General features: G+C 33.6%; 15 protein-coding genes. 7 read left to right on the top strand and 8 right to left on the bottom strand.

What is annotated here, in order from left to right:
• The first annotated feature begins 234 nt into the window (after positions 1 to 234).
• Both Q0L65_RS05970 and yihA read left to right on the top strand, forming a co-directional pair.
• A complete protein-coding gene (locus Q0L65_RS05970; protein ID WP_296684439.1) occupies positions 235 to 1,008 on the top strand; it encodes an alpha/beta hydrolase in 774 nt (257 codons plus the stop codon).
• Between the two features lie 18 nt (positions 1,009 to 1,026).
• On the top strand, positions 1,027 to 1,647 hold the full coding sequence (yihA, locus tag Q0L65_RS05975; RefSeq protein WP_296684441.1) for a ribosome biogenesis GTP-binding protein YihA/YsxC: 621 nt from the start codon (positions 1,027 to 1,029) through the stop codon (positions 1,645 to 1,647).
• A 68-nt stretch (positions 1,648 to 1,715) separates the two neighbouring features.
• Here yihA and gldC read toward each other — a convergent pair whose 3' ends face one another.
• A complete protein-coding gene (gene gldC / locus Q0L65_RS05980) occupies positions 1,716 to 2,051 on the bottom strand; it encodes a gliding motility protein GldC (protein ID WP_296684443.1) in 336 nt (111 codons plus the stop codon).
• Positions 2,051 to 3,007, bottom strand: coding sequence for a gliding motility lipoprotein GldB (gene gldB, locus Q0L65_RS05985; RefSeq protein ID WP_296684445.1), 957 nt, complete (start codon positions 3,005 to 3,007; stop codon positions 2,051 to 2,053). Before gldB ends, gldC begins: the two co-directional genes overlap by 1 nt.
• 186 nt (positions 3,008 to 3,193) lie before the next feature.
• Between gldB and nadE the strand changes: the two genes are divergently transcribed.
• Complete coding sequence (gene nadE / locus Q0L65_RS05990; RefSeq protein ID WP_296684446.1) at positions 3,194 to 4,000, top strand: NAD(+) synthase; 807 nt, start codon at positions 3,194 to 3,196, stop codon at positions 3,998 to 4,000.
• A gap of 87 nt (positions 4,001 to 4,087) precedes the next feature.
• A complete protein-coding gene (locus Q0L65_RS05995; RefSeq protein ID WP_296684449.1) occupies positions 4,088 to 4,717 on the top strand; it encodes a response regulator transcription factor in 630 nt (209 codons plus the stop codon).
• A 46-nt stretch (positions 4,718 to 4,763) separates the two neighbouring features.
• Here the strand turns inward: Q0L65_RS05995 and dnaG are convergent, their stop codons facing one another.
• The gene (gene dnaG / locus Q0L65_RS06000) at positions 4,764 to 6,740 is read right to left on the bottom strand and encodes a DNA primase (RefSeq protein ID WP_296684450.1); all 1,977 of its coding nucleotides are present in this window, start codon (positions 6,738 to 6,740) and stop codon (positions 4,764 to 4,766) included.
• A 235-nt stretch (positions 6,741 to 6,975) separates the two neighbouring features.
• Between dnaG and Q0L65_RS06005 the strand changes: the two genes are divergently transcribed.
• Positions 6,976 to 9,318 carry a PAS domain-containing sensor histidine kinase gene (locus Q0L65_RS06005; protein WP_296684452.1) on the top strand — a complete coding sequence of 781 codons (2,343 nt, stop codon included), beginning with the start codon at positions 6,976 to 6,978 and terminating at the stop codon, positions 9,316 to 9,318.
• Positions 9,319 to 9,322: 4 nt separating this feature from the next.
• Positions 9,323 to 9,679: a response regulator gene (locus tag Q0L65_RS06010; RefSeq protein WP_296684453.1), complete on the top strand. Its 357-nt coding sequence runs from the start codon at positions 9,323 to 9,325 to the stop codon at positions 9,677 to 9,679.
• Between the two features lie 352 nt (positions 9,680 to 10,031).
• Here the strand turns inward: Q0L65_RS06010 and Q0L65_RS06015 are convergent, their stop codons facing one another.
• From Q0L65_RS06015 to rlmN, 3 genes are all read right to left on the bottom strand, one after another.
• Complete coding sequence (locus tag Q0L65_RS06015) at positions 10,032 to 10,808, bottom strand: response regulator (RefSeq protein WP_296684455.1); 777 nt, start codon at positions 10,806 to 10,808, stop codon at positions 10,032 to 10,034.
• A gap of 138 nt (positions 10,809 to 10,946) precedes the next feature.
• Entirely contained in the window at positions 10,947 to 11,924 is a 978-nt protein-coding gene (locus tag Q0L65_RS06020; protein WP_296684457.1) for a polyprenyl synthetase family protein, read from the bottom strand.
• A gap of 63 nt (positions 11,925 to 11,987) precedes the next feature.
• A complete protein-coding gene (gene rlmN, locus Q0L65_RS06025) occupies positions 11,988 to 13,028 on the bottom strand; it encodes a 23S rRNA (adenine(2503)-C(2))-methyltransferase RlmN (protein ID WP_296684459.1) in 1,041 nt (346 codons plus the stop codon).
• A 106-nt stretch (positions 13,029 to 13,134) separates the two neighbouring features.
• Between rlmN and Q0L65_RS06030 the strand changes: the two genes are divergently transcribed.
• Entirely contained in the window at positions 13,135 to 13,776 is a 642-nt protein-coding gene (locus tag Q0L65_RS06030) for an O-methyltransferase (RefSeq protein ID WP_296684462.1), read from the top strand.
• Here Q0L65_RS06030 and Q0L65_RS06035 read toward each other — a convergent pair.
• On the bottom strand, positions 13,753 to 14,319 hold the full coding sequence (locus Q0L65_RS06035) for a phosphatase PAP2 family protein (RefSeq protein WP_296684465.1): 567 nt from the start codon (positions 14,317 to 14,319) through the stop codon (positions 13,753 to 13,755). The genes Q0L65_RS06030 and Q0L65_RS06035 overlap by 24 nt on opposite strands.
• Positions 14,319 to 14,720, bottom strand: a complete 402-nt coding sequence (locus Q0L65_RS06040) for a twin-arginine translocase TatA/TatE family subunit (protein ID WP_296684467.1) — start codon at positions 14,718 to 14,720, stop codon at positions 14,319 to 14,321. Before Q0L65_RS06040 ends, Q0L65_RS06035 begins: the two co-directional genes overlap by 1 nt.
• Positions 14,721 to 14,775: the final 55 nt, after the last annotated feature.

Raw genomic sequence — 14,775 nt, forward strand, 5'->3', positions numbered from 1 at the left:
TTGTTAATAAGTTTCCCCACTTAACCACTAAAACCCTTAATTTTTGTACAATCAGAGCATTAGCATCAATTCTTCTTGTTTATAAAATTGTTGAAGACTTAATAAGGACTACATAACCAAAAGCGACTTTTTTAAAGAGAAAAATGCATATTGTATTAAAAAACGTTTTCAAAAATTAATTTTTATGTATTAAATCCTATATTTGTCGAAATTGAAAAATAGGGATCCGAAAAAATGGAACAACACTATAAAAAAGAAGGTAAATACAGTTATTTTGAAGCAGGAGAAGGAACTCCAATCGTTATTCTACACGGATTAATGGGCGGTTTAAGCAATTTTGATGGAGTTGCTAATTACTTTTCTACCAAAGGTTATAAAATAATCATTCCGGATTTACCTATTTATACTCAGAATATTTTAAAAACCAACGTAAAAGCATTTGCCAAATACGTCAAGGATTTTATTACATTCAAAGGATTGGACAACGTCATTTTATTAGGAAACTCATTAGGTGGTCATATTGCTTTGTATCATACTAAAATGTACCCAGAAAAAGTAGCGGGACTAGTAATCACAGGAAGTTCTGGACTGTACGAAAGTGCTATGGGCGATAGTTACCCAAAAAGAGGCGACTACGAGTACATCAAGAAAAAAGCAGAAGACGTTTTTTACGATCCTAAAGTAGCTACTCCCGAACTTGTGGACGAGGTATATGCTTCTGTAAACGATCGCATTAAATTAATTAAGACGTTAACCATTGCCAAAAGTGCCATTCGCCATAACATGGCAAAAGACCTACCAAAAATGAAAGTACAAACCTGTATCATTTGGGGGCGCAATGACAAAGTAACACCACCAGAAGTAGCAGAAGAATTTGACAAATTATTGCCTAATTCTACTTTATATTGGATTGACAAATGTGGCCATGCCGCTATGATGGAACATCCAGACGAGTTCAACAGAATATTAGAAGAATGGTTTACTACTGTATACAAGCCGGTTTCTTAAATCTGTCAATATATAACTATGAAAATTACAACTGCTGAATTTATTATTAGCAACTCACAAGTAGATAAGTGCCCTAAGGACTTTTTACCTGAATATGCCTTTATTGGCCGTTCAAACGTAGGTAAGTCTTCGCTTATCAATATGTTAACTAATCATAAAAGTTTAGCAAAAACTTCTGGAAGACCTGGAAAAACACAATTAATCAACCACTTTTTGATTAATAAAAACTGGTTTTTAGTGGATTTACCTGGTTATGGTTATGCCAAAGTTTCTAAGAAAACTAAATCTATTTTCCAGCAATTCATAACGGATTATTTTGAAACGAGAGAGCAATTAGTGTGTGCTTTTGTATTGATTGATATTCGCCATGAAGCGCAAACAATTGATCTAGAATTTATGTCGTATATGGGAGAAAGTGAAATTCCGTTTTGCATTATTTTTACCAAAGCAGATAAAATCAGTAAAGTCAAAATAGACTCACATATTGCCGCATATCGAAAAAAGATGTTTGCTAACAATTGGGCAGAGATGCCTCAGTATTTTGTAACTTCTTCCACAGAAGCTACCGGAAAAGAAGAACTATTAAACTATATAGACGAAGTCAATCAAGAGGTTTTTAAAAACCAAAACGGATTTTAAATCTTTGATAAAAAATAAAAAAGCCAAAACGAATCGTTTTGGCTTTTTTATTACTGAAAATTGTAGATTTATTTAGTCAACTCCAATTTTTCGGCAAAGTAGTCGCAAAAGTCTTTCATTGTTGCGGCCATTTTTTCGTCGTCAGTAGCACGTTTGAAAGTATCAGACATTGCTACTAAAGTTTGATGAAAGAAAATCTTCATTTCATCAACTGGCATGTCTTTAGTCCACAAATCGATACGCATCGTTTCTTTTGCTTTGCTATCCCAAATAGACAACATGAATGCTTTTGCTTCTTCTTTTGTTACACCACCATCGGCTGCCGTCCAAAATAATTTTTCGGGAACACGATTAGGATCTAATTCAATTTCAAATTTAATTTCTGATGTGATAGAATCTGACATTATTTCTTTGGTTTATATTTTGATTTTTCAAACAATTCTTTAGCATTCATTTTTAATACATCGGCAAGAGGAATATCGTTGTTTTCCGCATACGAACGAACTATTTGCCAACCTATCCAGGCTCCTACTTGCCCAGGGGATTCATTATCTATTTCTAAATAAAATTTAGAAAACGGAGCTGGAGCAATAAATCGCGAACTTAATTTTGGTTCGTCACTATACAACAAATCATTCTCTAAAAAATACCGCCAAATATACGCTTCATTTTCCTGACACCAATTAATTTCTTTTGGAGTATACCCCATTTTTTCAGCATCGGTATACTCAGGCAGCAATAGGTCTTTTAGATACAATTGTTTTCCGTAATAAATCATCTGATTTAATAACGTTTTATCTTTTCCAAAATTAATCTTACTTGCTGCAAAACTTGAAACCACATCGGGCATCATCTGTCTTTGTTCAAAATTTTGTTTGATATACTTAGGAAATTCGTAAAACTTATGTTCTTTTCCCAAATACAATTCCAAAGAAATAATCACCAAACTATCTGCATAAATAACTTTATTATTGTAATCCATTTCAGCGATTACAGTAATAGCTTTAGGTGTTTTTGTTTTTGGAAAATAGTGTTTAATGTGCTTAAATAAGGTCATTAGCTCTGAACGAACGGGTTCAATATCACTATATTTTTTTTGAACTTCCCCATACAATTCACGCCAAAGTGGATTTTGAATTTTATTTGTCCAAACGCTATCTGGAACTCCTGCCGGAAAGAAAAAAGGGTATTGCTTCTTTATTTTTTGCAAATCTTCTGGTTTAGACTCAAAAAACACTTTATCAAATCGTTCTACTTTAATGTCCATAGGGATTTCTTCTACTGCTTTTTCTACAGCAGTTTTTTTATCGCAAGACAAAAAAAAGAAACAAAAGACAATTGAAAACAAATATACTCTCATGTATGAAAAATTAATTTTTAACTTTTGTATTAGAATCCGCTTGGTCTATTTTTTTAGTAAAAAACAATTAGTTACTCGCGATTTCACATTTATTAATTAAATTTGTTTCCAAAGTATCAGGAAAACAGATGGATTTCAAAATGGTTCTGCAAATATACATTCCTGCTTTTTAATACCTAAATTATTATGTCGAAAAAAAGTACGCTTCAAGTCGAAAAGGCAAATGAGTTTATTGTTGATTGGTTAAAAACCTATGCTACTAACGCAAAAGTAAATGGTTTTGTTGTGGGAATTTCTGGCGGAGTTGACTCAGCCGTTACTTCAACCCTCTGCGCACAAACAGGATTAAAAGTAGTTTGTGTACAAATGCCTATCCATCAATCAGAATGTCAAGTAAATAGAGGAAAAGAGCATATTGACCAATTAATGCAACGATTTCCTAATGTTTCTGAAGCCGAATCTAATTTAACCACCGTTTTTGAAACATTCAAAGAGGTACTTCCAAGCGATACCGAAGAACATCAACTACACCTAACTCTAGCCAATACGCGCGCGCGAATCCGAATGACAACTCTATATTATTATGGAGGAATCTATGGTTTATTAGTAGCTGGCACTGGTAATAAAGTAGAAGATTTTGGTGTAGGTTTTTATACTAAATATGGTGATGGTGGGGTGGATTTAAGTCCTATTGCCGATTTAATGAAATCGGATGTTTTTGCCTTAGGCGCTTATTTAAAAGTGCCAGAATCAATATTGACCGCTTCTCCTACTGATGGTTTATTTGGAGATGAAAGAACCGATGAAGATCAACTAGGCGCCAGTTATGACGAATTGGAATGGGCTATGCGACAAGATGAAGTAGGAAAATCCGCTAATTCTTTCTCAGGTAGAGAGAAAACTGTTTTTGAGATATACAAACGTTTAAATACTGTAAATCAGCACAAAATGCAGCCAATACCTGTTTGTATCTTACCTCAATCGTTAAAATAACACATTTTAACTGATTTGCAATTGTTTACAGAATTTATTTATTAATTTTACTACTCCAAAACAAATAACAATTCTAAAAACAACATTATGATTAAGGTATGTGTCGCCGACAATTATCCTGTAGTACACTTTGGAGTAAAATCATACTTCAAAGATCACTCGGATATTTCCATAGTAGCGAATATTGGAAATTTTTCCATGCTAAACGAAATCCTACAAACCAAAGAGATTGACGTTTTATTACTAGACCTAGAATTAGAAGGGCTTACAAGTATTTTTGAAGTTAAATCAATTCTAAAAGAGTTTCCAAAAACAAAAGTAATTATTTACAGTAATCTTTCTGAACAAATTTATGCGCCAAATGCCATAAAAGCAGGAGCTTCAGGGTTTGTACATAAAACTGAAAAACTAGGAACTTTGGCAGAAGCCATCATCAAAGTACAACAAGGAAAAATCATCATGAATGAAACCGTGAAGAAAAACCTTGCTTTGATTGCAAAACAGAGTAAAAGTGAACGATTGTATCGCAAATTATCTAATCGCGAAGTAGAAGTTTTACGTTATTTAAGTGACGGCAAAAAGAACCACGAAATTGCCGATATTCTTAAATTGAACGAAAAAACAATCAGTACTTACAAATTAAGATTACTAACTAAATTGAATGTAACTAATTTAGTTGACTTGGTAAACAAAGCCAAAACACTGGAAATTGTTTAGTTACAATTAAGTATAAAAAAATGAAAGCCATCAGCTTTCATTTTTTTTATATATAAGTAGAACGAATTCTACCTATGGTTCCTGTTAGATTAACTTTTAGCTTGTTGTAATCGTTAATCAATATTTTTAATTCTTCTTGGTCTGAATCTGGTTTTTCTACAAACTCACTCATCAAATCCAAAATCAGCTTATTGATTAAATACTCTCGCATTGAAATAATTATTTCTGAAGTATGCTGACTTACTGTTTCGGATTTTTGTTTTACAAAAATATTTTGATCATCCCATTTATGAAGCGTAACTCGTTCGTCTTCCATCAAAATATCGGTGACTTCTTGAGCAAATTGATCGGGTAAATGCTTCAAATAATTTTCGATACCAAAATCTTCATTTTGCAAATAATAATTAATCAAGTCATTAAAAATAGCTCGAAACAAAGGATTGGCTAATTCTACTTCGTCTTCTTGCAAACTCAAATAAATGCGTTGGTACACTTTGTATTCTTTCTTTTCAACTACTTGCTCAATTTCTCCTTCCCCATTAGTTTTCAAAAGCACATCTTCAAACTCTTCAACCTTATTTCCATAAAGCAATAAAATCTCAATAATTTTTCGCTCCAGATGGTATAAAATATCAATTTTTTGAGCTTGAACAGGCGCTTCATTTTTTACAATTTCAAATGCTTTTTGTTCTTGCTTTTGTTTTTTTCCAACTTCGGCAATGTCTTTTTGAACGAGTTGTGCCAACGTACTTACCAAAACTTGTTCTGAAATATCCATAATTCGGGAACATTCCTGAATATAAATTTCTCGTTGAATTCGATCTGGAATTTTAGAAATACTTTGCACCATTTCTCGAATCAAATCGGCTTTTTTGATAGGATCATTTTGAGCATCTTTCATCAAAAGCGAGGCTTTGAATTGGATAAAATCCTTAGCATTATTTTCGAGATAGGCTACCAAATCATCGTACGATGTTTTCTTAGCAAAACTATCCGGATCTTCTCCGTCAGGAAATGCACATACTTTTACGTTCATTCCTTCTTCAAGAATCAAATCAATCCCTCGAATAGACGCACGAAGTCCGGCAGCATCTCCGTCAAAAAGAACGGTAATATTTTTAGTCAATCGATTAATTAACCGAATCTGATCTGGTGTCAAAGCAGTTCCCGAAGAAGCCACTACATTTTCAATCCCCGCTTGATTGAACTGAATTACATCCGTATATCCTTCGACCAAATAACAATTATTCAATTTTGCAATGGATTGTTTCGCCTGAAAAATTCCGTATAGTACTTTACTTTTATGGTAAATTTCACTTTCTGGAGAGTTCAGGTATTTGGCCGCTTTTTTGTCATTCGTTAGAATTCGCCCACCAAAACCTAAAATACGTCCCGACATACTTTGTATCGGAAACATTACACGACCTTTAAAACGGTCAAAAGGCCTATCTTCTTTAGGAATAGTTAATCCGGTGCTTTCTAAAAATTCTAATTTATAGCCTTTCCCTAAAGCTTCTTTGGTAAAAGCATCCCAAGTTTCAGGGGAATACCCCAAAGCAAACTTGGTAATAGTTTCATTAGTAAAACCTCTTTCTTTAAAATAAGAAAGACCAATCGCTTTTCCTTCTTCAGAATGTAATAGGATATTGTGAAAATAGTTTTTGGCAAATTCCGAAACCAAATACATACTTTCTTTAATGTCTGTATTCGCTTTTTCTTCGTCAGTTTGCTCGGTTTCTTCTATTTCAATATTGTATTTTTTAGCTAAATAGCGAATCGCCTCAGGATAGGTGAAATGCTCGTGTTCCATCAAGAAAGCTACCGAGTTACCCCCTTTTCCCGAGCTAAAATCTTTCCAAATTTGTTTCACTGGCGAAACCATAAATGATGGTGAACGTTCGTCAGAAAAGGGACTTAACCCTTTATAATTACTACCCGCGCGTTTTAATTGTACAAAATCACCAATAACCTCCTCAACTCGAGCAGTTTCGTATACGGTATCTATGGTAGCTTTTGAAATCATTTATTTAGTAGGAAAGTGACAAATATACAAAGTTTCAGCTCGATTTATTCAGAATACAAAATGAATTTTGGAGTCCTAAAAATGGAAAATCAATTAAGTTTTAAATTTATACACTCAAAAAAGAAATATTTACCAATAAAATTTTATTTTTATACCAATAATGGTTGTTTGCCTTGACGTCCCGAATCGTAATTGCAATCTACTACTGCAAATTAATCCCAAATACTTAAAACCTATGCCCTTAAATAGCGTAACTATTCCATCCATAATTAGTTCGAAAAAATTTCAAGAAGAATGCCTTTCTATTCTTTCATTGGCTGCTGAAATTTGCAACATACCAGTTGTTGTTCTATCGTATGTAGAAAATAACAACACAACAATAATTGCAAAAACAGGAAATAACATCCTCTTTTCTGCCGAAGCACATCAATTATTAAATACTAAAGTTATTCTAGAACATAAAACTCAAGAAGGATACGATGCTAATTTTAATTTAGGCATTCCAATTTCGTTTGGAAATGAAATTACAAACGGAACACTTTGTTTTTGGGATTCAAATTCAAAAAAAGTAACACCAATTGAATTAAAAATAGCTACTAATATTGTAAATCAAATTCAAACTCTATATCAATTACACGCTCAAAATTTTGAATTAGAGCAAAGAGAATTGTATAAAAAAATATTAGATTTTTTACCCACTGAAGTCGCTGTTTTTGATCAAAACCACAAGTACCTATATGTTAATCCTGCAGCCATTCAAAACGAAGAACTTCGTAACTATATCATCGGGAAAGATGATTTTGAATATGCTAAACATACAAAAAGAGATCCTTTATTTGCAGAAGAACGAAGGAATCGATTTACAGCAGCTGCAAAAACAAATTCTGTCATTGAATGGATTGATGAGATTACAAAAAATGATAATACAACAGCCTTTTATACCCGCAAATTTGCCCCTGTATTCAATGCATTTGGCGTATTAGAAATGATGGTGGGTTTTGGAGTAGATATAACTGCTCAAAAAAAGGCAGAAGCTGCTTTAAAAATCAGTAATGAACGATTTAGCTATGCTAGCCAAGCCACTTCCGATGCGCTTTGGGATTGGAATATGTTAACTGATGAAATTTTTGTTGGTGAAACCTATTCTGCTCTTTTTGGCCACCAATTTAAAAATAATACAATTACTGCTGCAGCATGTGAAAACTTTATCCATCCCGATGACAGAGAAAATTATTTTAAACATTTTGACGAAACTTTAGAAAGCAACGCTACCAAATGGGCAGGCGAATACCGTTATCTGAAATCAAATGGAAGTTATGCCTACGTGAGTGACAAAGCGATTATCATACGAAATAAAGACGGTGAAGCTATACGCATGATTGGAGCGATGCAAGACATTACAGAAACAAAAAATGTAGAAGAACAAAACCGTTTATTAATCGAAGAAAACAATCGAAACAAAAATATTCAGATCAACGAAGCTAAAAACATGTATCGCCTATTAGCAGACAATACAGTAGATTTAGTCTGTTTACATAACTTAGACACTAGCTTTGAATATATTTCACCTTCTATCGTAAAACTTATGGGATATACTCCAGAAGAACTTATCGGAGAATTACCCATGAACTTTGTTCATCCCAAAGATCTAGAATTAATACAAAATAGTTTTGTGAGTTTCATTACAGAAGAAGAAGACGAAAATGCACATGTAGAAGCTCGATTTAGAAATAAAAAAGGAGACTATGTTTGGTTCGAAATTAAAGCTACAATAGTTAAAGAAAATGGAAACCCAATCAGTTTTCAAACTAGTGCACGCAACATTACGCAGCAAAAAGAAGTGCAATATGCTATGAAAAAAGCGTTAGCACAAGAACGTGAGTTGAACGAGTTAAGAACCAATTTAGTTTCTACCATTTCACACGAGTTCAGAACTCCTATGACTACTATTAGAACCAGTGCCGAGCTAATCGAAATGTATATTGAAGGGCATAATTTTGTCCATTCGACACAGTTACAAAAAAGAATTAACACAATAACGGAAGAAATTGACCGAATAGTAGAGCTAATGAATGCCGTACTTACTATTTCGAAAGACGATGCTGGCAAAACAAATTTCAATCCTATTATATTTGACTTAAAACAAATTTGTTTGGATGTGATAGAAACCAGTTATTCACACCAAATTGGAGGCCGTAAAGTGCAGACTGTTTTTGAAGGAAACAATTTCACTGTTTTTGCCGACAAAAATTTAATGGAGTATTCACTATTCAATCTATTAAATAACGCCTTTAAGTACTCTGAAGGTTCAGGCGACATAATGCTGAACCTAACATCAAGAAACCATGAAATCGAAATTCAAATCATCGATTTCGGCATTGGAATACCCGAAAAAGATATTCCGAAATTATTCAACACTTTCTTTAGAGCGAGTAATACTGAAGGAATTCAAGGAACTGGATTAGGTCTTTATATAGTAAAAACTTTTACCGAAAGAAACTCTGGAACTATACAAGTAACCAGTGAACTTGGAAAAGGGACTACAGTAACACTTCTCTTTCCCTTATTAAAATCTTAATTCTATGAAAAAAGTATTAATTATTGATGATGAAATCAAACTAAGAGAAGCCATTGTTGAGCTATTTTCTTTTATTGGATATCAAATAGTAGAAGCGCAAGATGGATTAGACGGATTAGACAAAGTACAATTACACACTCCTGATTTAATTATTTGTGATGTAATGATGCCTAAATTAGATGGATACGGATTCTTAAAAAAACACCTCGCATCAGAACAAGCTACTATACCTGTTGTATTATTAACTGCAAAAACCGAAGAAGTTGATGAAGTAATCGGGAAAGACTTAGGTGCAAAAGATTACATCAAAAAACCATTCTCGTTTCAAGAATTAAAACGTATAGTCGAAAAACATATTTAAAAAAATAGTTTTTAAAGCAATTGATTATTGTTTATGATTTAGTATTGGGGAGAGTAGTGTATAGAATCTTACCTAAAGCAGCCTACCTTAACTAAATTGTAATCATAAATTCATTGCCCCCAATAAATCTTCTGAGTAAGCTGCCCGGTAAGAAAGATCCCAAATCTTACTTCAAAAGTAAGGCAACTATTTTTATTTCATTTTGTTTTAATGGATAACTTAAAAAAAAATACTAATAATTTAATTTTTTCACAAACATTAAATTGATGTTGAAAAATCCTAGTATTTAGGTCAATTTCTATTCCAAATGAAATATAAAATTTAGAAAAATTATACCCAGGTTTGAAGACAATTATTTACTGTATTGTGCAACCTGAACCGATTTTATATAATCGCGAGGACTCATTTGGCTGTACGCTTTAAAACTTGTAGAAAAATAAGAAAAAGAACCAAAACCGGTTTCGTCAACTAAAAATTGAATGTTTCTTTCACCTAGATTAATCAATTTCATAGCATATTGAATTTTGAACTCTCTAATGTATTGGCTTATATTTTTATTAGTAAGTTTTCTAATCCTTTTATCTAAAGTAGACTTGCTAATAAATAATTTTTTAGACAATTCATCTAAATCAGGTCTTGTCTTTATTCCTTTTAAAAGAAGCTCATTTAAAGAAGTAAGGAAATCTTTTTCAGATAGTTTAATCGTAACCTTTGAAAAAGGGTCAATTCCGAAGTTTTTTTCGATATTTTTTCTTAGTTCTAAAACATTATTGACTTTAAAGACTAATTCTTTAACCTTAAATGGCTTCATGATATAATCATTTACACCGTGTTCCAGCTGGCGTAACTTAACTTCATCATCTATATTAGCAGTAATAATAATAAATGGTACTGTTGTGAATTTTCTGTTTTTTCGAATGTTGAGATACAATTCCTCTCCATTCATATCAGGCATCATCAAATCACTAATGATAACATCTGGAATATTTTGATATAAATATTGAAGTGCTGCGGTACTATCTTGAAACCAAGTAACATCAAAATTACTCAATAACAATAGCTCTAGGATAGAGTCTCCTAATGCCACATCATCTTCAATTAATACTATTTTTTGTTTTTGAATTTTCACGTGACGAATTTAACTATAATATCTTTAAATTATTCGCTTTTTTTTAAAATTATAGTATATTTTAAAATCAATCGTCAAATATTATAAATTATAAAGCCATTTAATACGCCTTAAACAGCAAAAGAATCAGAAATAACCCTATATCTTCCTTTGAATCACGTAATTAACCATCAAAATTAAAGCCTCTTTGAATGGAGAATCAGGATAGTGTGCTAGTAACTGCAATGCTTCTTGTTGGAATTGAAGCATTTTTTGTTCGGCGTAAGCCAAACCATTATTATTCTTAACAAAAGCAATCACTTCTTTGACACACTTTTTGTCTTTATTGTGGTTCTTTATGGAGTTGATTAACCAACTTTTTTCTTTCGTCGTACAGGTATTCAAAACATGAATTAAAGGCAAAGTCATTTTTTGCTCTTTGATATCAATTCCTGTAGGTTTTCCAATAGCATCGTCGGTATAATCAAACAAGTCGTCTTTGATTTGGAATGCCATTCCTATCAATTCTCCAAAACGATGCATGTTCTTCACTTGCACTTCATCGTCTATGACTGATTGGGCTCCTAAAGCGCAACAAGCCGCAATTAATGTCGCTGTTTTTTTGCGGATAATATCGTAGTACACTTCCTCAGTAATGTCTAATCTTCGGGCTTTCTCAATTTGAAGTAGTTCACCTTCGCTCATTTCTCGAACGGCAACCGATATGATTCGAAGTAAATCAAAATCGCCATTGTCAATAGAAAGCAACAACCCTTTAGAAAGGAGATAATCGCCCACTAAAACGGCAATTTTATTTTTCCAAAGCGCATTCAAAGAGAAAAATCCGCGACGACGGTTACTATCATCTACCACATCATCATGAACCAAAGTTGCTGTATGTATTAGCTCAATCACACAGGCGCCACGATACGTTCGCTCGTTTACTTTGCCTTCCGAAACCATTTTGGCAGTCAAGAATACAAACATCGGACGCATTTGTTTTCCTTTTCGGTTGACAATATAATACGTAATTCGGTTCAACAACGCCACTTTGGAAGACATCGATTCGTAGAACTTTTTTTCAAAAAGTTCCATTTCGATCAAAATCGGTTGTTTTATTTGAGAAGTGATATTCATTGACTCCAAAGATACAAAATGATTATTTTTTCAAAGCCAATACACGCATTAAATTGAATGAATTTAAGATTTGTTAGCCAATTGTCCGCAAGCCGCATCAATATCTTTTCCACGACTTCTTCTCACTTTGACCACAATTCCAATAGCTTCTAATCCTTTAATATAGGCCGCAATAGCTTCTTCTGATGCTTGTTGGAATTCGCCATCATCAATGGGGTTGTACTCAATCAAATTCACCTTGCAGGGTACATATTTGCAGAATTTTACCAAGGCATCTACCGACGCTTTATCATCGTTGATTCCTTTCCAAACTACATATTCGTACGAAATCTTACTTTTGGTTTTTCGGTACCAATATTCTAAGGCTTCACGCAAATCAGCCAGCGGAAAATTTTCGCTAAAAGGCATAATACGAGAACGAATTTCATCAATGGCAGAATGTAAAGAAACCGCCAATTTGAATTTCACGCCATCATCTGCTAACTTCTTAATCATCTTTGGTACACCCGAAGTCGAAACCATAATTCGTTTAGGAGACATTCCTAAACCTTCTGGCGAAGTAATCATATCAATCGCTTTGATGACGTTATTGTAATTCATCAAAGGCTCTCCCATTCCCATAAAAACAATATTGGATAAGGGGTGATTGTAATACAAACGGCTTTCTCTATCAATGGCGACCACTTGATCATAGATTTCACCTGGTTCCAAATTGCGCATTCGCTTTAAGCGGGCAGTAGCACAAAAGTTACAATCCAAACTACAACCCACCTGACTGGAAACACAAGCTGTAGTTCTCGTTTCTGTAGGAATTAAAACGGATTCTACAATCAATCCGTCATGCAAACGAACGGCATTCTTTACCGTACCATCTTCACTGCGTTGCATCGTGTCCACTTTGATATGATTAATCACAAAGTGTTCTTCAAGCATCTGCCGAGTCGGTTTAGCCACATTCGTCATGTCGTCAAAAGTATGCGCACCCTTGCTCCACAACCATTCATATACTTGGTTGCCGCGAAAGGCTTTGTCTCCATTGGAAACAAAAAAATCACGCAATTGTTCTTTGGATAAGGCTCGTATGTCTTTTTTCTCGATTTGCATGGCGCAAATTTAAGGAGTATTTGTTGATTTATTTCATCAATTCACATAAATGCTCGTGTACAATTTGATAATTTGATAACTTTGCGCCAATTGAAAAAACTATACAATGCACTTCATTTCTCAAGAACTCGAAGATTATATCGAACAACATTCTGAAAAAGAACCACAACATTTAGCTGCTTTAAACAAAGAAACCTACCAAAAAATTTTGTTGCCACGAATGTTAAGTGGGCATTTTCAGGGACGTGTTTTGAGTATGTTGTCCAAATTGATTCGTCCTGTAAACATTCTTGAGATTGGCACCTACACAGGTTATTCGGCTTTGTGCTTGTGCGAGGGAATGCAAGAGAACGGACAATTACACACCATTGATATCAAAGAAGAGTTAATCGATTTTCAACGCAAACATTTTGACAAATCACCTTGGGGCAACCAAATTGTGCAACATTTGGGAGAAGCCGTAGACATTATTCCTACTCTTGATATGCAATTTGATTTGGTTTTTATTGATGCTGACAAAGAAAACTACATCCATTATTTTGAACTGATTGTTCCCAAAATGAATAAAGGCGGCATTATTTTATCGGACAATGTGTTATGGAGCGGCAAAGTTTTGGAACCGCTTCAAAAAAATGATGTGAGTACCAAAGTGCTTTTAGAATACAATCAATTGCTGAAAAACGACCCTAGAGTAGAAACAGTTTTGTTGCCTATTCGAGATGGATTAACCGTTTCGAGAGTGCTTTAAAACGTATTTTTGATACAATTTGTACGCTATAAACCCAAAAGTAGCGCCAAACAAATAACCCGTTACAATATCCAAAGGATAATGCAAGCCCAAGTAAATTCGGCTATAAGCAAAAATTAGAGGAAATAAGAATAATAGGAAAGCATAACGATAGCACTTTTTCAAAAGCAAGAATAAGAAAGTCATCGTTGCCATAGAATTAGCGGCATGACCTGAAAAAAAACTAAAGGTATCGCTTGATTTTACAATTCGTATCACCGACTTTATTTCTGGATTATTGCACGGACGTAGACGCTGAAAAGTATATTTAAAAAGATTACAGGTTTGGTCTGAAACCAGAAGTAATAGTGCAACAAACAACAGCAAGACAAGTGTTGGTTTTGTGCCTAACTTTTTATACACCAAATACAATACAATCAAGAAAAAGGGTGTCCAATTGGATTGTTTTGTGATGAATAACCAAAACCCATCGTAAGTTGGCGAACCCAGACTATTCAAATAAACCAATAATTGGGTATCAAGTGCTAGTACTTTTTCAAGCATTACATTTGACGTTTAATTGGTCCTTCAACCTCCTCTTCTTTAGCTACAGCTGCCACTTCTGTTTTATTTTCTTCAACAGAAAGTTCTTGTTTTACTTGAGTTAGTTCAGATGTTACCGTATTCGAAAAATCGTTTAAAGTAGTTGAATCACCTAGTAAATTTTCTTTAGCTTTATCAATTTCAGCAGTAATATTCCCCGTTAAATTAGCTAACGATTGTTTGTCAAAACCATTTTCTTCAGCTCCTTTTTGGATTTCCGTTTTTATATCATTTGTAGCGTTCTTAATTTGCGCCATCGTCTTACCTAAGGTTCGTGCAATTTCCGGCACTTTATCAGACCCAAAAAGCATTAGAACTATAAACATGATGAAAATTAATTCGCCTCCACCTATACCAAACATAATTATCTATTTTATTTCTTGGTCACAAATATACCAAAATTCAAGTCGGTCTATT

The organism is Flavobacterium sp., assembly GCF_024642105.1.
Taxonomy (GTDB): Bacteria; Bacteroidota; Bacteroidia; order Flavobacteriales; family Flavobacteriaceae; genus Flavobacterium.